The sequence below is a fragment of the Psychrobacter sp. ANT_H56B genome (assembly GCF_008369245.1).
Taxonomy (GTDB): domain Bacteria; phylum Pseudomonadota; class Gammaproteobacteria; order Pseudomonadales; family Moraxellaceae; genus Psychrobacter; species Psychrobacter cryohalolentis.
In genome coordinates this window covers 27553-51084 of record NZ_VOBF01000008.1, presented here as the reverse complement: position 1 = coordinate 51084, position 23532 = coordinate 27553, and the positions used below count along the sequence as shown (strand labels likewise).

Here is a 23532-nt window from a genome sequence, read left to right as displayed (position 1 = left end):
GCATTAGCACTTTAATATAAATTGATCAGGTAAAAGTATATGGCTCTGACCCCTAATTCGCCGAATGCAGACAACTCAATGCAAGCGTTAAAGCAGTATGGCAGCTATATTGTCACCGCGATTTTATTGGCGTTAGCCGCTTATTTTGGCTGGACTTATTGGCAGGATAATCATGCACGTGTCGATACCGTTGCAGCCGATCAATATGCGGATATTCAACGTCTTAATGAAGAAGTTAGCTTGGCATCGCAAAATCCTGATCTAGAAGCGGAAGCAAAAGCATCGTTAGAGAAGAGTCGTACTCAGCTAAATAAGAACATCGATACTTTAGTTGGCACTCATGGAGAATCGGTCTATGCTTGGCAGGCTTTAATGATTAAAGCGCGTCAGCAAGTTGACAATGATGATTTTAAGGCAGCAGGCGATACCTTTAAAAAAGCATTGGCGATTGATTTGGGTGATGCGGGTCTAGAGGCAATTACCCGTTTGCGCTATGCGACCACACTTTTGGCAGCAGGCGATGCAAAAGCAGCATTAACAGAAGCCAGTCGTGATATGCCAAGCTCATTTGAAGCCAGTCAGCAAGAATTATTGGGTGATATTTATTTGGCACAAGACAATACAGAGTCAGCGATTAAATCCTATAATAATGCTTGGAGCTTATTACGTGAGCGTCAAGAAACTCGCGCAGTATTGGCATTGAAAATGGAAAGTTTGGGTATCGTCCCTGAGCCTATCGCTGAACAAACTGGCCTTATTCAAGAGTCTACGGCCACATCGCAAGCACCAGTGAGCGAAGATTCAGTAGCAGCCAATACCGGTGCTGGTGCATAAAATATTAGTGCTAAATATTCGGCAATAAAGACTTAGTATTAAAAAATTGAGTACTAATTTCGATAGAATAGACATGGTAATACCTCAAACCGTTCTACAAAGGAAGTAGCCTAATCAGTCGGAAGTAATATGGTGGTAACTAATACTTATTTGTACTAAGTTATTATCGTTTTTTATCACTGATTAAATGCTAATTTATTAATGATTAATTTATTTGTAGTGAGACCTATAATGACTCAAGCTATTCGCTTTAACAAAATCATCAAAGCCAAGACCATGCGCTCAACGGCCATGCATGTAGCCGTAATTGCAGTGATGGCAACTGCGGTCATTGGGTGTAATCGAGGTATCAAGCCAGTCGTCAACGACCCTGTAAAATTGGTACAAATCGTGCAACCTGTTAGCGTATTGCAGCCGGTTTTTAGTACCGACCTTGGTAATAAAAACGTCAGTAAAAAAGATCCGCTTACTTTGCAAGTCGGTTATGCCAACTCGCAAATCGTTACTGCCTCGCGCGGTGGTGATTTGGTGGGTTTTGACAAAGCTGGTCAGCGTTTATGGTCAGTAAATGTTGGCGACCAGATTACAGGTGGTGTTGCGATAGACGAGCTAAGCCAAACTGCTATTATTAGTACTCGTGGCGGTCTGGTTATGGCATTTGATAGCGTAACAGGTGCAAAACGCTGGCAGCAACAGCTTACTGGTTCAGTGCTAACGCCGGCGCTCATTAGCAATAACCGCGTTATCTTGTCAGCCAATGATGGTTTTCTACATGGCTTATCGCTGCAGACCGGTCAGTCAGTTTGGCAGTTTGCTACCCAAGTTCCAGCGATTAGTGTGCGCGGTAGCGCTGCACCAACGTTATTAGATGCTAAGACGGCGTTGCTAGCGACTGCCGATGGACGCTTGCATGCTGTCACGGTAGATAATGGTTTGCCGCTATGGTCAAGACGCGTTGGTGTGGGTACAGGCAGCAGCGAAGTTGAACGCATGAGCGATGTTGATGGTATGCCAATTGTAGATAACAATCAGTTATTTGCCATTAGTTATAGTGGTCAGTTACTCGGTATTGATTTGGCATCGCGCCAAGTGATGTTTGTTAATGAGCTTGCCAGTTTAAAAGCGCTTGCAGTCAACAATCAGCAAGTGGTTGCGACAAGCTTAGACGGTAAAGTGGTTGCTTACAACCGCAGTAATGGTGCTGTTCTATGGGAAAGTGAAGAATTGGCCTATCGCCATTTGACTAATCCTGTGATGATTGGCAACTATATCGCAGTAGGTGATTTTGATGGGGTTGTGCATTTATTTGACCCAGCCACTGGTAAGATTGTCAGCCGTGTACAGACCAAAGGCGCATTGACCAATTTGCAAGTGCAAGGCAGCCGTTTGATAACTCAAAGTACTTCAGGTCAAGTAGCGATTTGGCAGTTGGCACGCTAATCTTAATGACTTGCAGTCCTATTTAATGAGCATTTTTCTATATTGCTCATTAAATAGGTCACTTAATAGTAAAATGAACAGAAAACGCTGCATAGTCAGTGTTTAATGCCTTGTAAAATTGCTTGTTTACATATCGGCTTTCGCGTACGCTATGCGACCGGTGCATTATTGGCGTTATCTATATATAATAGTGACAGATAATATCCATATATGATGCATTCCTCTGAATATCATTTATTCATTGTAAGATAGCCAAGAACTATTTTCTGGCTATCGTTTTATCTTATCATTCATTTAAATTTTCGGTCAACGGCTGCTACTTTTTGCTTTTTTATAACGGTAAATTTACGTTGTAAAAGAGATTGTATCTAAGTAGTTGCACTGTCCGTCATTGTGCCTTTCACTGAGAGTAACCCATGAGTATCAAGCCTGTGGTCGCCTTAATTGGTCGTCCAAACGTCGGTAAATCCACCTTATTTAATCAGTTCACTAAAAGTCGGCAGGCATTGGTTGCTGATTTGTCAGGATTGACTCGTGACCGTCAATACGGTGATGCGACCTACGAAGACAAAGCTTTTATTGTCGTTGATACCGGTGGTATTGGTGAAGCGGACGATGGCAGAGGCGATATTGATGATTATATGTCTGAACAGTCGTATACTGCTATTCATGAAGCCGATATCATTGTATTTGTGGTTGATGCACGCGCAGGGATGATTGGTGCTGATGCTGAGATTGGTAAGTTTTTACACACCCTTGGCAAGCCTGTATATGTCGTTGCCAACAAAGTCGATGGCGTGCATGATTCGGCGCCTGCTGAATTTTATGCATTAGGTCTAGGCGAACCATATCCAATGGCGGCAAGTCACGGTCGCGGTGTCGGCAATCTGCTTGAAGTATTAACCGCTGATATGCCTAGTCAAGAAAATGTGGTTGAGCCAAGAGGTTTGAAACTTGCTATTATCGGTCGTCCAAACGTCGGTAAATCGACGCTAGTCAACCGTTTGCTTGGTGAAGACCGTGTTGTCGTCTTTGATATGCCTGGTACCACTCGTGATAGTATCTATATCCCATATACGCGTGAAGGTAAAGATTACGTATTGATTGATACGGCTGGTGTTCGTCGCCGCGGTAAAATCGATGAAAAAGTTGAGAAATTCTCAGTTATCAAAACCTTACAAGCGATTGAAGACTCTAATGTAACCGTTATTGTTATTGATGCTCATGAAGGTATTGTCGATCAAGATTTGCATATGATTGGCTATGCGCTGGACGCAGGTCGTGCGCTAGTGGTTGCGATTAATAAGTGGGACGGTTTGACTGCCGATCAAAAGAACTATATCAAAATTGAGATGGATCGTCGTTTCAACTTTATCCCTTATGTAAAAGTCCATCAAATCTCAGCATTACATGGTACGGGCGTGGGTAATTTATATCCGTCTATTTTGCGTGCTTATCAATCGTCAATGTTTGAGGTATCAACTAACCGTTTGACGCAGATTTTGCAAGATGCTGTTACTGCCAATCCACCGCCAACGGTCGCTGGTCGCCGTATTAAGTTGCGTTATGCGCATATCGGTGGACACAATCCGCCCGTTATCGTCATTCATGGTAATCAAACTGGTTCGTTACCTAAGAGCTATCAGCGCTATCTTGAAAATCAATTCCGTCAGGTATTCAAGTTAGAAGGCACGCCACTAAACGTGGTCTTTAAACTGAATGAAAACCCGTATGCTAATAAAAGCGATACGCCAACCAAAGCCAAAACCCAACAACTGCGTCAACGTGAACGTAATCGTGCGCAGAAATTTACCACCAAAGATAAGCCGAGATTTACCAACAAAGATAAAAAGCGTTAATGTAATCATATTTGCGCTTTTGGGTAGTAGTAGCTAGCCGATAAAAATCCTTTGATACTATCTATCAGGCTTTTTAAATGTGCTTTGTCATGACGGCTGTATCAGTTGTCATGGCATTTTGCAATTTAGGGCACTATTCATTAATTGCCTTAAAATATCAATTTTCACTTATAACCGCTATAAAATACCTGTACTATAATCAAAAGTTGTCTAACTCAGTTGAGTGATATGAACAACCGCCCGCATCAAACACTTCCTACGCTTATCTGGCACTCTATCATGCAGACCATGGTTTTGGCTGTTTTGGCAGGTCTATTAGTGTCCTTTATTTATGGCTTTGTTCACTATTACAAAGACACGCGCCAGCATATTCAGGATTTAGCGACATTACTGACTATCAGCGCATCGATAGCAGATTCCACCGATATCGTCGATGAACAAATACATTTTTTATTAGAAAAAGAGCAAGGCATTGAGAGTATTTTATTTTATACCACCTCTCAGCCTATTGTTGAAGCCAATCAATTAAGAGATGATTGGAAAAATGCGCTATTTGCTAATACAGTCAGCTTTAACTATCCAGTTGTTGGCGATCCTACTAATAAAATTATTTCACCTAAAGAAGATGCTTTGGTTGGTTATCTGAATATCACTTTAGATGTGGCGACGCTGCGTGAGAATTGGATTAAAAAGAACCTACTGCTATGGCTTATGACAACGCTATTGGCGATTATTTGGGCGTTGTTTATCCTGCGTAAGCTGAATTGGCCGTCAAAAGATATCGCTAATCTGACGGCAGCTTGCGATATAGTTATAAAAAATCCAGATATTGAGCAGTTACCTCTGATTCAACAGCGTTTTGAGTTTCAGGAGTTGGTACAGATTAAACAGGCTTTTATTATCCTATTTGATCGCCTACAAATTGCAAAGCAAGATTATCATGCACTTGCGGCTTTCGAGCAACAACTGCATCATAAAGATGTGTCGCTTGATGTGCAGCTACATAATTTTCAAAGTATGATTACCCATGAGCTAAAAACTTCATTAAATGCGATCGTTGGCGGCTTACAGCTACTAGATGATGAAAAGTTAAATCACGAGCAAAGAGACGCGGTTGATATTATTCGAGAGGGTAGTGAAAAGCTGGTCTTAACCTTAGATCAAATTATTCAGTTAAATCAAATCCAGAAAGGTCAAATCAGCCTACATGTGCACGAATTTAATCCATTGCAACTAATCGCTGACTTATTGGCAGAGTTTGAGCCAACTATTAAGAAAAAGGGCTTAACGTTAATCAGTCATATCCATCATAATGATTATATCCTCGAAGGCGATGCTGAAAGAATACAGCAAATTTTAGCGATACTGGTCAGTAACGCCATGAAGTTCACACCAGCAGGTCAAATCACTATTACGTCGCAACTGACCCATTTTGATAACAGCAATCGCTGGCAGATTATCGTAAAGGACACTGGTATCGGGATTGATAGCAGTTTTATTGAAGATATTTTTAATCCATTTTTTCAGGTGGATTCCTCGCAAACTCGTCAATACGAAGGGTCGGGAATTGGTCTGCCAGTGGTTAAGCAAATGGCTCAGCTGATGGGGGCTAGCATTGAAGTGGATAGCACTTTAGGTATTGGTACGAATTTTACAGTTACTATTCCCATGTCTAATCAACACCATTCTCAACAACAGCAACATCTGCGTGGCTTAAAAATTATTTATTACTATTATCATGAGAAAGGATTGTTGGTAGATCAATTACAGCATTTGGGTGCTGATGTGGCCTGCTATCAACATGAGCAACTGGTTATCGATGAGGTACATGCAAAGCAATTTGACATGCTGATGTTTGCAGAAGATGTGTTCCCCAGAAAAGCAGCTTTATTAGCGAGTCATATTCGTGCGGCTGAGACAGAATATCGAACGTTACTGGTGTTTTGGTATCCACAGCAGCAAGCAAAACATTTAGCCGATTTTGAGTTTGGTCTAAAGGCTGCAGGTATAGACTACTGCGAAGTTGCCAAATACGAAGACAAAGCGTTAAGTGATTTACTAAAAAGCTGGCTGACATGGTCATAAAAATAGCTAGAAATATAAAATTTTAGACATAAAAAAGACGCCTCGATATGAGACGTCTTTTTTATGTTGAACTTCATGATAAAAGCATTATTTCAAAACGATATCATTGTGCTTAAAATAAGTTCTGGGTCCAACGAGAAAAACGTTGCCAGATACGGCTCATAAAACCTGATTGCTCAATGTCGCTTGTCGCAATCACAGGCACAGAAGCCACTGCTTTGCCATCTATCACAGCCATCATTTTACCGATTTCTTGACCTTTTTTGATAGGCGCTTCTAAGCTTTCAGGAATATCGACCACAGTAGTGATTTTATTCTTTTGAGTCTTAGTGGTCAAAATCTGCAAATTATCACCAGTCGCTACTTCTATCTCTTTTGCTTCACCAAACCAGACAGGAACTTTGCTGACAAACTGACCAGCAGGTGCTTGAGTAACCGTTGTGAAGTGTCCAAAACCCCAATTGAGCAACTCACGCGACTGATCAGCACGTGCTTGCTGACTTTCAGTGCCCATAATGACAGAGATTAGGCGCATACCTTCACGGTTGCTCGAGGCTGCTAAGCAATACCCAGCTGCATCCGTATGTCCTGTTTTTAGACCATCAACAGTAGGGTCGGTAGCGAGTAGGGCATTACGATTACCTTGAGTAATACCGTTATAGGTAAACTCTTTTTCTGAATAAATACTGTAGTAATCGCCGCTGTTTTTGATAATGGCGCGTGATAGCTTGGCCAAATCTAAAGCAGACGCTTGGTGACCCTCATCAGGCATACCAGTGGAGTTGACGAAATGGGTATTCTTCATACCAATCTTTTGCGCTTGCTCATTCATCAAGATAGCAAACGATGCTTCGCTACCAGCGATATGCTCAGCCATTGCTTTTGAGGCGTCATTACCTGATTGGATAATAATACCGCGTAGCATATCGATGACACTTGCGCTCTTATTCACCGGTACATACATGCACGACTGGCTACTACTGCCACGGCACCAAGCACTTGGACTCATCAACACCTGATCGGTTTCTTTGAGGTCGCCTGAAGCTAAGCGCTGTTCAATGATATAACTGGTCATCATTTTGGTCAAAGATGCTGGCGGCAAGGATTGATTGGCATTTTTCTGTGCCAAAATTTCACCCGTGTTATAGTCCATTAATACATACGCAGTATTTGCCATCTCAGGCGGCTGTATGGCTGCACTTGCCATCACTGCACCCATAGAAATACTGACACCCACTACCAGCTGCACCAGCTGTTTTTTCACACGCTTTACTGTCATAGATTGTTACACCGCATCATAAAACCAAATGTATCTGTCGCTTGTCCCCAACACCACTACCTTTACACAATCTTTGGCAGACTATGTCAAATCTCAGGTTAAACCATGGATTTTTTGAGAGTAGAGGAGACTAAAGCAACGGACATAAAATTAACGCCTTATCTTAGCAAAATGCCGCCCGATGGGGAAACGATAAATACAATAAAATAAGACGTTATTAAAAATAGAGTGAATAATTTTATAAACTTCACTCATAAAAAAGCTTGCTGCTATCCTTATTATTTAATAAGGATAGCAGCAAGCTTTTTGTAGCGAGTCAACTAAATAAACACTCAGCACTGGCTTATATAATACCTATTTGACCACTTTATACAGATATTAAAGAGATAAGAAAGTAGATTGTTATCGTTAATTATGGCGATCTTTACCTCTTTAACCTCTTAATATGGCTTAAAAACGTATTTCGATAACATAGCGTATCAATAAAGGGCTACTACTAATATTCAGCATTCGCTAAATCTTCACACAATGCTTTATTGTCTTGCTTAGAAAATCCCATCGTCCAGCTACGAATACCTTGCAGAATTTGACGATAATCTTGCTGAGTAGATAAGTACTGGATAGCTGCTTTTGGGTCTTCTAATGATGGCATCAACTCATGAAGCTGCACGTTATAAGACTTATAAAAACGTTGCTTTTGCTTACCATTTAGCATCGGCGGGCATATCTCTGACAGCACTTGCATAACCGCAATTTCATGTTTTGTGATATTGATACCAGATAAATCTAAAGGTATGGTCGTCGCAGAATTGGGTGCAGCATTTGTGGCTTGAGACAGCATCGCAATAGATGTTATCAATGCTGCTAGCCCGACTTTTGAGGCACTTCTTGCCAACACAGAAGTCATAGATAATATCGATTGATTTTTCATTCAGTATCACACTCGCTTATCTTTATTTAATGGTGCTATGTTAATGGGTAAAAAAACAAATGTCACATAAAATATTGATTTATGTGTAGAGATATTGTGAGCTAAATCAGCTCTCCAGCAACATAGCCGTATTATAAACCGGTAAGTTACCTCAACATAAAAGTATAAGTTGTAAATGTTGTGGGTTGTAGCCTACTGTAACCTCAGCGCAGGTTTCTAATGCTGAAAAATAGGGGTCTTGCTATGGGAAAATCATTCAATAAACTACGTTATTATGCAAATTATGTATAAAGAGTGGGTTCGTCTCAATAGTCTATTAGGGTATAATCGCCCGAAATAATCATAGCTATTTACTATGTAAACAAACATAGATGGGCAGTATAAATAACTGATATAGCTTTGATTGTTATGCTTTTAAATAGAATGATATTAGTAGCAATAGCAGTGATTATAGCAACTTTACGCAAATAACGTAGATAAGTGGATGAACGGTCATTCATAAATAGATTGAGTAAATATGAAGATTTTAATGAGCAATGACGATGGTGTTTATGCACCAGGTTTGGTGGCACTATATGAGGCATTATCTACTATTGCCGAGGTCATGGTGGTTGCGCCAGCTAGCGAGCAAAGTGGCTGCGCTAGTGCCTTAAGTATCACCACACCCTTATATACTCATCAATTGCCTTCTGGTTTTATTGCTGTCAATGGCACACCATCGGACTGTATTTATCTGGCATTGAACGAAATATATTCTGACACAGATTTTGATTGTGTGATTACGGGGATCAATTCAGGTGCCAATCTTGGTCAAGACGTTTTGTTTTCAGGCACTTTTGGGGCGGCATTAACTGCTCAGTTATTTGGCATACCCGCTATTGCGACCTCATTGGTAGGCGGTGGGGCAAAAAGCAGTGAACAGGAATGTGAGCGTCATTATCAAATGGCAGCAAGTGAGATTGTGAAATTATTGACAGATACGCCAATATTGGATATTTGCAAAAATTTGCCCTATCACGTATTAAACGTTAATATTCCTGATGTGAGTAATGCTGATGAGATTAACGGTCGCAAAATGACAGCTTTGGGGCATAGGAAAATAGCGCGTCCTGTCCATCATGTGGTAGATCCACGCGGGCGAGATGCATATTGGTTATCACTACGCAAGCGTCAGGATATATTGGCAGATAATACGGATCATGATTCGTCTGGTACTATTATGACTGATGATCAAGCGGTTGCCGCAGGTTACATCAGTCTGTCGCCTGTACGTTTGCACCATACGCCAGCTGCCACACTCGATATGCTATCAGCGTTGGTCTTATAAATTGAGTGAGTTATTATTGCTTATTTTTTAAATAGCAGTCTTATAAATGCTGGTCTTATAAAGTGTTAATTTGATGATGAGCGCTATGATAAGTAGCAAGACATTAGAAAACTCATTTATTATCCAATGATTAATGATGATATCTGAGACATTAAACGGTATAACAGTTAGCAAAATGCTTGTGAGTCACACAAGGAGTTTGTACGTAACATAAAGAATAGGAAATCTTGTATGAAGAAGCTTATTGCTGGATCGCGATTTATCACAGTGGCATTGCTGGGCACGATGGCTGCTGCCACAGTAACGATGGTAGGCTGTGCCACCAAACCCACTTACCAATCAGCCAACCAAGCGGGACCGAAGATTATTACCAATAATCAAGGGGTTCCTAACTATCATCGGGTGCAGCGCGGCGATACGGTCAGTCAAGTGGCAGCGCGCTATAATCTCAATTACCGTCAAATTGGTTCACTGAATGGCTTAGACAGTAAATACACCATTTATAGTGGTCAGTGGCTCAAACTATGGCAAGGTGAGCCGGCAAGTGCCAATAATAGTAATCGCTACAATGCTTCGAACAATAACTCTGCCCCTACACAGCCAACCTATACACCGCCTGTAACCAGCACGCCCAACTATTCACAACCGCCCGTCTATGAAGTGACTGCCAATGCAACGTCAGGCTATGAGTATCCGACTCGCAACCAAATCACCCGTAATTTTGACGCTGCATCTAGCACGATGGGCATGTGGTTTGCTGGTAACGTAGGTGATCCGGTGCAAGCAAGTCAATCAGGTACGGTTCTTTATTCGGGCAACGGTCTGCCAGAGTATGGTAACTTGATTATGATTCGTCATAGTGACAACTATATCACTGCTTATGCACATAACAGCCAGCTGTTGGTTAAAGAAGGCGATAGCGTTCAGCGCGGTCAACGTATCGCGAATATGGGTAATAGTGGTCAGACCAATCAAGTGGGTTTGGAATTTCAAGTACGCTTAAATGGCAACCCTATCGATCCACGAGCGGTACTAGGGCGTTAAATTTATTATTGTTTGGCGCTTAAATGGAATTATCTAAGCCACATTGCACTTTACTTACGGATACTTGAGACCTCTTATGCGATTAAATAAACACTACCTTGCCTTTTTCCCTGCCTTAGTAATGGTTGGTTGTACCAGTCAGCAGGCGATGCAGCAACCTAATAAGCCAGTTCGTCAAGGTAATGTGCAAATTACCCAGACTCAAACCATTCAAGTGAAGCCGACTCCAGCACCGGTCATTAAACCAACACCCGCAAAGCCAAGCTACAATAGTTTTTCTGATTGGAAGTCTGATTTTTCTATGCGTGCCATTTCATCAGGTCATGATGCTGCTACGGTTCGTCGTCTGCTCGATTCTGCTTATTTAAATCAACAAGTCATCTCGCTTGATTCAGGACAGCCAGAGTTTTCAAAAATGCCATGGGAATATGTCGATTCTGCGGTATCAGATGGTCGCGTCAGTACTGGTAAGCGTAAGTTCGCTGAGCAACGCACGTATTTATCGCAGTTACAGTCGCAATATGGCGTCAATGCAGAAATCATTGCCGCGATTTGGGGCATGGAGTCGTCATACGGCGTAGTAACGGGTAATAGTAGTATTCCAAGCTCGCTAGCCAGCCTTGCTTATGATGGGCGCCGTCAAGAATTTGCCGAAACTCAGCTATTATCACTAGCAACACTATTACAGCGCGGCGATGTGTCTTGGTCACAGCTTGATGGCTCTTGGGCAGGCGGTATGGGGCAGACGCAGTTTATCCCTGATACGTGGCTTAAGCATGGGGTTGACGGTGATGGTAACGGTCACCGTAACCCATGGTCGACGGGCGACGCCTTGGCATCTACTGCTAATTATCTGAGCAATTCAGGTTGGGTACGTGGTTTGGCACCATTTTATGAAGCAACCATTCCGTCATCATTTGATTACACACTGGTTGGTACTAAGCAGCCTGCTGCTAGATGGGCGTCGATGGGCGTCGATACCATAGCCGATGTGTCCTTGGATGGTAACACTCAAATGGAGTTGTGGCTGCCAGCGGGTAAAGAGGGTCCAGTACTGCTACTCAGTCCAAATTTTGATGTCATAAAAGTCTATAACAATTCATCAAGCTATGCCCTTGGTGTTAGCTTATTGGGTAAAGCGCTGATTGGACAAGGCGGTTTACAAAAGTCATGGCCACGTTATGAGCGCCCGTTATCGACGTCGCAAGTACGCAATTTACAACAGCGTTTGACAAGCTCAGGCTATGATACAAAAGGCTCTGATGGTATCGTAGGTACCAATACTCGCAATGCGTTCCAGCGCTGGCAAGCAGCCAACGGTCAAACGCCAGATGGTTTTATTACTCAGCGTAGCGCGTCTTCACTGGCGGGGTGGTGAGATAGGTTGAAATCACTATTTTTGGATAATCGTTGTTTTCAAAGGTTGTTTAAAAATAACGATGTTAATAAATAAAAAAACTCCGTTTTATAACGGAGTTTTTCATTGTATAAGGATAACAGCAGCAGTTTTGATGTTTAGGTATTTAAATAGTAATGTTAAATTCAAACAATTCAAACTCTGCACTCTCAGCGATAATACCTTCATCTACGCTTGCTGTAATCGCACCAATCACGGCACTCACTTTTTGCTGGCGCTTGTCCTTATTAAACAGTCGCCAATCACCAAGGACATAGCGAGTTTTACCCTCATTACTTTGGTGGATTTCAGGACGATGGGTATGACCATGTAGTAGGGCGTCAAAGCGATAAATAGCTTTATTCACTGCTGCTTCATTAACATCCATGATATGTGCCGCTTTATTGGCATTATTTTGCTGACTCTTTTGCCGCATATTATCAGCAATCGCCAAGCGTTTTTCTAACGATTTATTGAGCAAATACCACTGCGTCAAACGATTACGCATTACTTTACGAAAAAACTGATACTTTTTATCATCAACGCATAGTGCATCACCGTGTTCTAAGCGATAGTTTTGCTGTCCAACGGTTAAGGTATACGGCTCATAAATAAGCTCGCCACCGAATATATTACAAAAAGGCTGCCCTAACAAAAAATCGCGATTGCCGTGCATGACCAAAATCTCGCAGCCAGCTATCCGCAGTTTCTTTAATTTAATGATAAGTGGTGTGAGCCAATGTTTTTGTCGTTCCTCTTCGGATAAAGACAAATAAAAATCATCCCCAAGCCAGACTTCAAACCAGTCACCTAATATAAATAGGCGTTTTAGCGCAGGCAGAGCAAGGCAATCATCAAGCAGCGCTAAAAAAGCCTGCACTAAGGCAGGCTCTTCAGGCGATAAATGCAAATCGCTAATCAATACTTGTCGCACCTCATGAGGGCGGGTGGTAATTAGATGGCTGAAACTTTGCATTTATCCTTATCCTCATAACTTTAAACAGTAACGACTCATAAGCTTTCACTGATTCATCGCTACTGAGTAATAACTATTGAAGAATGATTACTGAGTGATGATGGTGGCTGAATTGATAACCACTGGCTCTTTTGGTACATCAGCATGCATGCCGAAACGACCGGTTGGGACGCCACGCATTTTTTCGATGACGTCCATACCGCTTGTTACTTTACCAAATACGGTATAACCCCAACCTTGCATGTTTTTGCCAGAATGGTTTAAGAAATCGTTGTCTTTTACGTTGACAAAAAATTGGCTAGTCGCTGAATGCGGATCTTGCGTACGCGCCATAGCAATCGTGCCAGCGTCGTTCTTCAGACCGTTGTCTGCTTCGTTTTCTACAGGCTTGTTGGTGGCTTTTTCATTCATGTCAGCGTCCATTCCACCGCCTTGAATCATAAAGCCGTCAATGATGCGATGGAAAATCGTGCCATCATAATGACCAGATTTTACGTAGTTTAAAAAGTTTTCAACGGTTTTTGGTGCTTTTTCTTCATTGAGTTCGATAGTAATGTTACCCATTGAAGTCTCTAATTCTACTAATGGCATGTTGCTCATGGTTGTCTCCTGAGTGTTGGCGTTGGATGTTGAATTGGGCTGAGTTTGTGAAGCGATCGTACTATTAGTACTAGCGCAACCTAGTATAAATAAAGGGGCAAATAAGCTGGCAAACCCGAATGTTTTGATCGCATGCATAGATCTTCCTTTTAGCTTATAACAGTCAATCTTAATTTAGGTGCTAGTCTAACGGCTTTTTTATGCGATGTCATGTATCAGGCTGTTAATGGCTTCGCAAAAGCTGATAGAATGACGCAACTTTGTTTTTCTACAGTCCGTTTAAGATAAAAACCATAACTAATTTGTATGATAACCAATTATAAATTGCTTAGGAGCAATGATGAATGAGTGACAACACCAGTAGCAACGCCGTAAAAGATGAACGAAAAAACGACTTTATTCGTAATATTATTCGTGATGATGTTAATGCGCAAAAATACCAACAGATTGTCACTCGTTTCCCACCTGAGCCCAATGGTTACTTGCATTTAGGTCATGTTAAATCCATCTGTCTAAACTTTGGTGTGGCTGAGGAGTTTGGCGGTATCTGCAACCTGCGCTTTGATGACACCAACCCAACCGCAGAAAAGCAAGACTTCATTGATAACATTGAGAATGATGTAAAATGGTTGGGCTTTGAGTGGGCAGGAGAGGCGTACCATGCTTCAGGATATTTCGACCAACTTCATGCTTGGGCGATTCAGCTGATCAAGCAAGGCGATGCTTATGTAGATTTGCAATCGCCTGAGCAAATCAAAGAAAATCGTGGCTCATTTAATGAAGTAGGCACAGCGTCGCCACATCGTAATGCCAGTGTTGAAGAAAATTTGCAACTTTTTGATGATATGAAAGAGGGCAAATATGCTGAAGGTAAAGCAGTGCTACGTGCCAAGATTGATATGGCAAGCCCTAATATGAACCTACGTGATCCTGTTATCTATCGCATTATGCATCAAGCACATCACCAAACGGGGGATAAATGGCGCATCTATCCGATGTATGACTTTGCTCATCCATTATCTGATGCGCTCGAAGGCATTACCCATTCATTATGTACGTTAGAGTTTGAAGACCATCGTCCATTTTATGACTGGGCAATAGAAAAAGTTGGCTTTGAGCAACCACCGCATCAATATGAGTTCTCTCGTCTAAATGTTGACCATACATTGACCAGTAAACGCAAATTAAAGCAGCTGGTTGATGAAAATATCGTTAGCGGTTGGGATGATCCACGTATGCCGACGATTGCTGGCATGCGTCGCCGTGGCTATACACCAGAAGGTTTACGTGATTTCTGTGAGCGTGTTGGTGTAACCAAAGTAGACAGTGTTGTAGACTTTCGCTTATTAGAATTTAGTATTCGCCAATCATTAGAGACGACCACAGGTCGCGGTATGGCAGTGCTTAAGCCATTAAAAGTGACCATTACCAACTTTAGCGATGCTGTTAGCAGTTGGGAGTCGCAAAAGGCCGACACCGTTCAAGCTCGTTTTGACGATGCCTCGCAGACTTTATGGTTAACTCAGCCCAATCATCCCAATGTCGATATGGGTGAACGTGAAATTCCATTTACTGAGACCATTTATATTGACCAAGGCGATTATGAAATTGAGCCGCCAGCAGGTTATAAGCGTTTATCACCAGAGAAGAATGAAATTCGTCTGCGTAATACCTATGTATTGGCCGTGACGGAGCATATTTTAGATGATAACGGTAACGTGGTTGAACTTAAAGCAACCATTGATCCGGCGACTTTGGGCAATAATCCTGAAGGTCGTAAAGTTAAAGGCGTGATTCATTGGGTATCGGCTAGCCAAGGCGTTCCAGCAACGGTGCGCATGTATGAGCAGCTATTTAGTGTCGAAGACCCAAGTGGCGTCGCTGACGTCCATCAAGCCTTGAATCCTAACTCATTGACTGAGCTAAATGCTGTAGTTGAGCCATCATTGGTCAATGCAGATGCTGGGACGCGCTTCCAGTTTGAGCGTGAAGGTTACTTTATCTCTGATAGCGAAGATCATAGCAGTGACAAGCCTGTCTTTAACCAAATCGTAAGCTTACGTGATAGTTATAAACCCGCTTAATTTATCATTAGCGCAGTTCATATTTATTGTAAGAAAATACTGAACAATAGTGGTTTGCAATGTTGCCCATTTCTAGTACGCTAGGGATGGGCTTTTTTGTGAATAAGTATAAATTTTAATCGTAGATGGTGAGGGTATTAAAATGGCAAAATTTTTAAACAGCAGTGGCACGACTTATCATTTAGAAGAGTTGATTAAAAATGCGTCTGATAGATTGATTATTATTAGCCCCTATCTAAAGCTTAATGAGCGTATCAAAGAGCTGTTAGAAGATCGTAATCGTCTCAAAATTGATATCCGTATCGTTTATGGTAAGAATGATTTGCACCCAGAAGAAATAAACTGGCTCAAAAATCTGACTTTTATTCGCACCAGCTTTTGCAAAAACTTGCATGCAAAGTGTTACCTGAACGAAAATGAGTGCATTATTACTAGCTTAAACCTTTATGAATTCAGCCAAGTAAATAATAATGAAATGGGCGTACTGATTTACCGTAATGAAGATGCCAAACTCTATGCCGATACTTATGAAGAAGCCCAGCGCATCATTCGTATCAGTGATGAAGTCAGAATGTCACTTGAAAAAATAATTGAGCCTAGTAGTAGCGTTGATAACAACCTTGGTTCTGAGAGTGCTTCTCGAGTCCCTACTGAAACTAATTCTGCTAAACCTACAGAAATAGCAACACCTAATTATTCTAAGTTAACGACGGCAAAGCTTGCCAAAGAGCTGGGCTTTAAAACCCAAGAATTAAACGATAAATTACTGACAGCGGGATATTTGCAAGAGCAAGAAGGTGAGTTGTTATTAACAGATGCTGGGCGTGCCGCAGGTGGTACGAGTAAGCGTGGAAAGTTTGGTGAGTTTTGTCTGTGGGATTCAGGGATGGTGATATAAAAGTCTACTTAACTTCTCACTTTTTAGCTCATTACTTTGTTTTCAAAGAATAATTTTGCTACATTCGTGTTAGTAATAAAAGGAATAACCGCATTACAATCCGTCACAAGACATTCATAACCAGTTTGTTAAGATAAAGTCAGTTTTTTTGTTGAGATGCTTGGTAGATATTTTAACCGCTGAGTATGTCGTTGATAATAAGAGAGCGCGTAGATAGCATTCGATAATAGCGCTCGTCACAATCATAAATAAGGAATCAAGCATGGCACATTTACGTTTAGGCGATACCGCACCAAATTTTGATGCAACCACCACCGATGGTGATATCAATTTTCATGAATGGGCAGGTGATAATTGGGTAGTTTTCTTCTCACATCCAGCCGATTTTACCCCAGTATGTACCACTGAGCTTGGTCGTGCTGCTGCCCTAAATGGCGAGTTCCAAAAGCGCGGTGTGAAGCCAATTTGTATCTCTGTTGACGGTATCGATGACCATCATGCCTGGGCAAAAGATATCGGTGAAACTCAAGGTACTGAACTGAACTTCCCAATCATTGCTGATCCTAATAAAGAAGTGGCTGAGCTGTATGACATGATGCATCCAAATGCAGACAGCACGCATACCGTACGTAGCGTCTTTATTATTGACCCAAGCAAAAAGATTCGACTAACGCTGACCTATCCTGCTAGCTGTGGTCGTAACTTTGACGAGATCCTTCGCGTGATTGACGCACTGCAATTGTCTGATGAATACAACATCGCAACGCCAGTAGACTGGAAAGATGGTGATGACGTTATCATTCCGCCAAGTGTTAAAAACGAAGATATCGCTGCCAAATATCCAAAAGGTCACACAGAAATTAAGCCGTATTTACGTATCACTCCTGCACCTAATAAATAATAAGCTGGAGCATCTGAGCTTGATGAAGAGATGATTTAAAAAGCCCCATAATGCAAAATTGTGGGGCTTTCTGCTATTCAGCTTAACATCAAAGCATCAGCTAAATAAGGCTTTGCTATGATGAACAGAGTACGCTATAACTAGTAAATCAAGTATGCATGATTTAGAGATGAATCGTTATCGTTAATATTTGAGTTAATAGAGCATTTGATACTTGATGACACAACAATCATAATAAAGTATAGCAGCGCTAAGCCGCTTTTAAGCCCACCTTACAAGGAGTTTTTATGAAAAAATTATATGTCACCCGTACAGCACCTAATCCACGCAAAGCACTTATTTTGCTAGCATCAAAAGGTATCGATATTGATGATATGGATGACCTCGATGTGATTGATATCGATTTTGCTGCCAACGAGCAAATGTCAGAGGCATTTACCAAAATAAATCCCATGCAAACCGTGCCTGTTTTGACATTAGATGATGGTACTATACTCAATGACTCGCAGGCAGTGTGCGAATATCTCGACCGTGTTTATGGTGAACGCTCGGTGATGGGCAATGATGTGGTACAGCGGGCGCAAGTATGCTCTATGCGCCGTATCTCCGAATTTGAGGTGCTATATAACTTTATGCTCGCCTTTCAGCATAGCCACCCATCAAAAGCCCAGCGTGTTGAGCAAGTACCAGAGTTTGTCGCGCCATCTATCGCACGTGCTGTCAAAGCATTAGCATATTTTGAAACCCTGTTGGAGGGTCATGAGTATCTGGTCGGTGACCAGCTGAGCTTTGCTGATATTGTGCTGTATTTGGGTTTAGATTTTGGCAAAGTCCTGCAAGTAAATCCCAATGAACAGGGCGACAATCTTGCCCGTTTTTACCAAATGATGAACGAGCGTTTTAGCATCAAAAACATGGCAAAAGCCAAACCTGTTCATGAAGAAGATTAAAGTAATAAATTTTTTAAAAATGTAATGATAAGCAGCAACAGCTTTGCGTAACGAGGATAATTCCTAACGACGCAGGGCTGTTTTGCTATGGTTAACATTAAAAATAAGATAAGCATATATGTGAAATTTACTATGAATCTATAAAATTAAACACTTCGTTACACCCATATCACTTATGAGCGCTATAGTGGTCAGATTATTACCCTTTTATAAGCATCTTTTTAAATGCCCTTTGAATAATTTGACTGATATCCCTCTTATAATTGTGACAGTCAGATTTTGTAGATTAAATGGGTCAAAAAGTTGAATTAAAAAGCATAACTGCAAGGTATGATCTTCATGACACTATCTTTTAAATCCGCCCTATTGCCAAGTATGCTAGCGATAAGTCTGGCATTAAGTGCTTGCCAAGATGCTTCTGTTCCAACGGATGCAAACCTCGAGTCAGCTGATACCAATGTTAGCACTGCAGATGCTGATATAGTGAATAATAATGCCACGTTAGCTAAGGCGAGCGAGATGAGTGCTGAAGAACAAATGATTGAAAATCTTGCGCGTTATCGTTGGACACTACTTGATATCGATGATAAAAGTGGTGGACCTGTCATAACGACGCTTGTAGATATTAAGAACCAAGTAATGCTGTCGTTTAAACAAAACCAAGGTCATAACACCCTGAATTATGGTGTAGGTTGTAACACTATGAGTGCAGGTTATGAGTTGAAAGGTCATACGTTAACGACAGAAGACAGCATGAGTACCAAAATGCTATGCGAAAATCTAAACAAGGCAGAAAATCGTTTAGATACTTTGATGCAGGGTACTAGTGAGCTCAGTGTCACTGAGGGTGATAGCCCAGTCCTAACGCAAGTGACCAGCAATGCGGTCACTTTGACTTGGAAAGGTAGGTTGACGTCACAAGCCAAGTACAATAGTAAAGGTGAGACTGTATTTTGGGCCGTAAATGCTAATGAAACAGTGTGCTCTGATAATAGCTTAGAGATGTGTTTGCAAGTGAAACCAGTCACTTATAATGATCAAGGTATTAAAGTCAGTGAAGGCAAGTGGTCTGCATTTAATGGTGAGATTGATGGCTATGAGCATGATGGTAAGCATGATGAAGTGCTACGCCTACAACGTTATCAATTAGACAGCGATAAGGTATCAGAAGGTGAAGAATATGCCTATGTATTGGACGCCGTTATTGAAAGCTCAGTCGTAGAATAGGGCTGATTGGTTATTAACGAATGAATACATCAAGTAGTGACATTAAATATTGATAATAAAAAACACGCGCCATTTGAACGCGTGTTTTTTTATGCTTGCTTAATTGTTTTAACGCAAATTACCTAAGTCTTCTTCAGTTAAACGCCAGCGTCCCTTTTTCTTAGACGCACCGCGCCCGCGCATAGCACTGTTTAATATCAATTTGTTCATTGAATGGCTTGAGTGCGCATGACAGATGGCGCAGGCAAGACCGTCTGCCGCATCTTGTTGTGGTACAAAATCCAGAGACAGTATCCGGCACACCATTTCTTGTACTTGCTCTTTTGCTGCTGCGCCATAGCCGCAAACGGCTTGTTTGATTTGGCGTGCAGTATATTCTGAAACTTCCAGATCTAGGGCTACCATTGCTGCAATGGCTGCGCCACGTGCTTGCCCAAGTTTAAGCGCTGAATCAGGGTTTTCTGCCATAAATACTTGTTCGATTGCCGTATAAATAGGCTCATCTGCATATTTTAGATGATGCTGAGTAATACGCGTCAAGCCATTAAAAATACGTTTTAGGCGTTCAGGCATCTCTTTGGTATCTGTACGAATGGTACCTGAATCAATATAGGTGAGCTTATCGCCCGTTTGTTGAAGGATGCCATAGCCAGTCATGCGTGAGCCTGGATCAATCCCAATAATAATTGCCATAGTGTTCCGTCTTACTTACATTTTGTTTTATGGCTTAAAAATTAGCCGTAAGTTTGATAGTATAGCAATCAATCCCCATATACATCATATGTTAGCCATTTTAATTTGCATGGCGCTCAATTTATTGGTTTTTATTTTATAGGACGACACTTTATGGGTCAGATAGTTGGTATTGCCATCGTATGGTTTATTATCGAGATGCTGCTTTGGTATTTGCTTGCTCAATTTACGAGTGGCTGGTTGGTGTTTATTTGGTTTATTATCGCCGCCGTCATCGGTATTTCGCTCCTGCGCAAAGGCATGGCAGCTCTCAACCCAATGGCCCAGCAGATGAAAGCAGGCGGTATGATGAATCCGTCGATGCGTCCGCAAGAGTCAACTATGATCAAAAGTGTGGCTATGGCAGCGGCCGGTATTTTACTGCTCATTCCCGGTGTGCTGAGTGACTTGCTAGCCTTGCTGGTTATATTGCCACCCGTGCAGAAAAAGCTCAAAGACTTTGCCAATAATTACGTCATGAACAATCAACAAAAAATGATGGAAATGATGGCCAAGCAGATGGGTGGACAAATGGGCGGCGGACAAAATCCATTTGGTGGTGCTGGCGGCATGGGTGGTCAAAACCCGTTTGGCGGCGCAGGTGGTATGAATAATCAGAACCCGTTTGGTCAACAGCAAAAACCGTTTGGTGATGTGTTTAAGCAGCATACAACGATTGATGGGACAGCAAAAACCATTCCTAAAGACGTGAAAAAAATCACTAAATCTGCTAATGACGAGTAGTTGAATTAATAGACAAGCATAGAAAAAGCCCCTTTTGTCATTGACGAAAGGGGCTTTTTAGTAGCTGTAATTCATTCTTTATAAATATAGTGCTTATAAATAAAAAAACTACTAACCGAATATAACAACCGAAGTGCCGCCGCAAGATGGTGACCCATGAACCGTGAAGTTCAGGGCGGATGCGTCACTGCCTCGGCAGGTTTCCTGATACACCGCAAGCGGTGCAGGCATACACAATGAAGCAATAGGTACCACATCCTGGTAAAGCATTATCGGCTCAGGGAATAAACATCTGCTAGCCAACACTTCAGAATACAATTATATTAACCAATGGTTTGAGTGATTGCAAGTACGATTTACAGATTGCTACGTGAGTTTGATAATTAGCATTATTACCATGAAATTATTATTACATCCCAATCTATTCATATAGTAATCAAATGTTGACTTAGAAGCTCACTTTTCAGCTATTTCAAGATGTGTGCTAATATAGACAACTTTAGACATCCTAATACAGCATTATAGGCGTTCATTCACTTGAGGAGCGGTAATCCATGACCAATACCCAGCAACAATCAGAATCTATCGACGATAATCAGGCACAATTAAGCAAGCAGCAAGATGGTGATAATAATAAGAAAGTGCCGCGTGTATTAATGATATTAGATGGGTTTGGGCATCGTGAAGACGATAAAGACAATGCCATTGCTGCCGCTAATATGCCAAATTTAGATAATATTTATGAACAATATCCGCATGGATTGATATCAGCGTCAGGAGAAGATGTTGGTTTGCCAGATGGTCAGTTTGGTAATTCAGAAGTTGGGCATATGAATTTGGGCGCTGGGCGCGTGCTTTATCAAGATTCAACTCGTATCTCAAGTGAAGTTGCCAGTCGTGATTTTTATAAAAATGAAGCCTTGGTCAATGCAGTAAAAGCCGCCAATACATTGGGCGGCAATGTGCATATTATGGGCTTGCTGTCAGATGGTGGCGTCCATTCTCATCAAGACCATATTGAAGCAATGTGTCATTCCGCATTGGTACATGGTGCCAAAAACGTCTTTGTGCATTGCTTTTTAGATGGACGTGACACGCCGCCTAAGTCTGCTGATAAATATATCAATCGTCTTCGTGATCATATCGCAAAGCTGAATGCCCATTATGAGAGTGGTCGTGTACAGATTGCCAGTATTATCGGGCGTTACTATGCGATGGATCGTGACAATCGCTGGGATCGCGTGCAAAAAGCTTATGAGCTGATTACTGAAGGTAAAGCGGATCGTTTAGCAACTCGTGCTGATGGGGCAGTGCAAGCTGCGTACAAAGCACGTGAAACCGACGAATTCATTAATCCAACGGTCGTGATTGGGCGTGACGAAGTGCCTTATACCGTTGATGACAATGATGCCCTTATTTTTATGAATTTCCGTGCTGACCGTGCTCGTGAGCTGGCGCAAGCTTTCGTATTACCGGATCATGAGTTCTCAGGATTTGCCCGCAATAAGCAGCCAAAACTTGCGGCATTTGTGATGTTGACCAAGTATTCTGATGTGTTAGCAGATAATCCTAAAACCAGCATCGCTTATTATCCAACCTCATTGACCAATACACTTGGCGAATATTTGCAAGATAAGGGTAAAACCCAGCTGCGTATTGCTGAAACTGAAAAATACGCTCATGTAACGTTCTTCTTTAGTGGCGGGCGTGAAGATGAATATAAAGGTGAGACACGTATCTTAGTGCCATCGCCGGATGTGGCTACTTATGACTTGCAGCCTGAGATGAGCGCGCCTGAAGTGACTGATAGATTGGTGGAAGCGATAGAATCTGGTAAATATGACGTGCTAGTTGTCAATTATGCCAATGGTGATATGGTCGGTCACACTGGTATCTTTGATGCTGCGGTGCAAGCAGTAGAAGCGTTAGATATCTGCGTTGGGCGCGTGGCAGAAGCAGTACGTGCGGCAGGAGGCGATATGCTGATTACAGCAGATCATGGCAACTGTGAGCAGATGCAAGACTATGAGAGTGGTCAAGTCCATACTCAGCATACTACTGAACACGTGCCACTGATTTATGTCGGTGAGAAAAAAGTACAAGTCCGTAGCGGCGGTAAGCTTAGTGATGTTGCACCTACTATTCTGGCCTTAATGGATATCGAAGCGCCGAAAGAGATGACAGGCGAAAGTCTGTTGGTTGCCGCTCAATAATCCAATTATAGT

At 41.8% G+C, this 23532-nt stretch carries 19 protein-coding genes and 1 other RNA gene; 14 read left to right on the top strand and 6 right to left on the bottom strand.

The window, feature by feature from the left end:
* The first annotated feature begins 39 nt into the window (after positions 1–39).
* From FQ082_RS10080 to FQ082_RS10065, 4 genes are all read left to right on the top strand, one after another.
* The gene (locus tag FQ082_RS10080) at positions 40–834 is read left to right on the top strand and encodes a YfgM family protein (protein ID WP_149492991.1); all 795 of its coding nucleotides are present in this window, start codon (positions 40–42) and stop codon (positions 832–834) included.
* A gap of 231 nt (positions 835–1065) precedes the next feature.
* Positions 1066–2274 (top strand): outer membrane protein assembly factor BamB, encoded by a 1209-nt coding sequence (gene bamB / locus FQ082_RS10075; RefSeq protein ID WP_149492990.1) that lies wholly within the window; start codon positions 1066–1068, stop codon positions 2272–2274.
* Between the two features lie 416 nt (positions 2275–2690).
* On the top strand, positions 2691–4133 hold the full coding sequence (der, locus tag FQ082_RS10070; protein ID WP_011513006.1) for a ribosome biogenesis GTPase Der: 1443 nt from the start codon (positions 2691–2693) through the stop codon (positions 4131–4133).
* Positions 4134–4361: 228 nt separating this feature from the next.
* A complete protein-coding gene (locus FQ082_RS10065) occupies positions 4362–6218 on the top strand; it encodes a sensor histidine kinase (protein WP_149492989.1) in 1857 nt (618 codons plus the stop codon).
* A gap of 112 nt (positions 6219–6330) precedes the next feature.
* Here the strand turns inward: FQ082_RS10065 and FQ082_RS10060 are convergent, their stop codons facing one another.
* Together FQ082_RS10060 and FQ082_RS10055 are read right to left on the bottom strand one after the other, a co-directional pair.
* A complete protein-coding gene (locus FQ082_RS10060; protein WP_149492988.1) occupies positions 6331–7497 on the bottom strand; it encodes a D-alanyl-D-alanine carboxypeptidase family protein in 1167 nt (388 codons plus the stop codon).
* Between the two features lie 496 nt (positions 7498–7993).
* A complete protein-coding gene (locus FQ082_RS10055) occupies positions 7994–8404 on the bottom strand; it encodes an MCR_0457 family protein (RefSeq protein ID WP_262498198.1) in 411 nt (136 codons plus the stop codon).
* A 541-nt stretch (positions 8405–8945) separates the two neighbouring features.
* On the opposite strand from FQ082_RS10055, the gene surE reads away from it, so the two are divergent.
* The 3 genes from surE to FQ082_RS10040 all read left to right on the top strand — a co-directional run bounded on the left by surE (position 8946) and on the right by FQ082_RS10040 (position 12177).
* Entirely contained in the window at positions 8946–9755 is an 810-nt protein-coding gene (surE, locus tag FQ082_RS10050; RefSeq protein WP_149492986.1) for a 5'/3'-nucleotidase SurE, read from the top strand.
* Positions 9756–9986: 231 nt separating this feature from the next.
* Positions 9987–10799: a M23 family metallopeptidase gene (locus FQ082_RS10045; protein WP_149492985.1), complete on the top strand. Its 813-nt coding sequence runs from the start codon at positions 9987–9989 to the stop codon at positions 10797–10799.
* A gap of 76 nt (positions 10800–10875) precedes the next feature.
* Positions 10876–12177 (top strand): lytic murein transglycosylase, encoded by a 1302-nt coding sequence (locus FQ082_RS10040; protein WP_149492984.1) that lies wholly within the window; start codon positions 10876–10878, stop codon positions 12175–12177.
* 145 nt (positions 12178–12322) lie between these two features.
* Here the strand turns inward: FQ082_RS10040 and FQ082_RS10035 are convergent, their stop codons facing one another.
* Both FQ082_RS10035 and FQ082_RS10030 read right to left on the bottom strand, forming a co-directional pair.
* Positions 12323–13171: a UDP-2,3-diacylglucosamine diphosphatase gene (locus FQ082_RS10035; RefSeq protein WP_149492983.1), complete on the bottom strand. Its 849-nt coding sequence runs from the start codon at positions 13169–13171 to the stop codon at positions 12323–12325.
* Between the two features lie 87 nt (positions 13172–13258).
* A complete protein-coding gene (locus tag FQ082_RS10030) occupies positions 13259–13771 on the bottom strand; it encodes a peptidylprolyl isomerase (RefSeq protein WP_149493064.1) in 513 nt (170 codons plus the stop codon).
* A 344-nt stretch (positions 13772–14115) separates the two neighbouring features.
* On the opposite strand from FQ082_RS10030, the gene FQ082_RS10025 reads away from it, so the two are divergent.
* From FQ082_RS10025 to FQ082_RS10005, 5 genes are all read left to right on the top strand, one after another.
* Complete coding sequence (locus FQ082_RS10025; protein ID WP_149492982.1) at positions 14116–15855, top strand: glutamine--tRNA ligase/YqeY domain fusion protein; 1740 nt, start codon at positions 14116–14118, stop codon at positions 15853–15855.
* A gap of 142 nt (positions 15856–15997) precedes the next feature.
* Entirely contained in the window at positions 15998–16753 is a 756-nt protein-coding gene (locus tag FQ082_RS10020) for a phospholipase D family protein (protein ID WP_149492981.1), read from the top strand.
* 262 nt (positions 16754–17015) lie between these two features.
* Positions 17016–17654 carry a peroxiredoxin gene (locus FQ082_RS10015; protein WP_149492980.1) on the top strand — a complete coding sequence of 213 codons (639 nt, stop codon included), beginning with the start codon at positions 17016–17018 and terminating at the stop codon, positions 17652–17654.
* 287 nt (positions 17655–17941) lie between these two features.
* Positions 17942–18604: a glutathione S-transferase family protein gene (locus FQ082_RS10010; protein WP_149492979.1), complete on the top strand. Its 663-nt coding sequence runs from the start codon at positions 17942–17944 to the stop codon at positions 18602–18604.
* Positions 18605–18943: 339 nt separating this feature from the next.
* Positions 18944–19831 carry an META domain-containing protein gene (locus tag FQ082_RS10005; RefSeq protein WP_149492978.1) on the top strand — a complete coding sequence of 296 codons (888 nt, stop codon included), beginning with the start codon at positions 18944–18946 and terminating at the stop codon, positions 19829–19831.
* Between the two features lie 108 nt (positions 19832–19939).
* On the opposite strand, the gene ruvC is transcribed toward FQ082_RS10005, so the two are convergent.
* Positions 19940–20524, bottom strand: coding sequence for a crossover junction endodeoxyribonuclease RuvC (gene ruvC, locus FQ082_RS10000; RefSeq protein WP_149492977.1), 585 nt, complete (start codon positions 20522–20524; stop codon positions 19940–19942).
* A gap of 153 nt (positions 20525–20677) precedes the next feature.
* Between ruvC and FQ082_RS09995 the strand changes: the two genes are divergently transcribed.
* Complete coding sequence (locus FQ082_RS09995) at positions 20678–21307, top strand: FxsA family protein (RefSeq protein ID WP_149492976.1); 630 nt, start codon at positions 20678–20680, stop codon at positions 21305–21307.
* Between the two features lie 121 nt (positions 21308–21428).
* On the opposite strand, the gene ssrS is transcribed toward FQ082_RS09995, so the two are convergent.
* A non-coding RNA gene (gene ssrS, locus FQ082_RS09990) (6S RNA) lies at positions 21429–21624 on the bottom strand.
* A gap of 237 nt (positions 21625–21861) precedes the next feature.
* Between ssrS and gpmI the strand changes: the two genes are divergently transcribed.
* Positions 21862–23520: a 2,3-bisphosphoglycerate-independent phosphoglycerate mutase gene (gene gpmI / locus FQ082_RS09985; RefSeq protein ID WP_149492975.1), complete on the top strand. Its 1659-nt coding sequence runs from the start codon at positions 21862–21864 to the stop codon at positions 23518–23520.
* Positions 23521–23532: the final 12 nt, after the last annotated feature.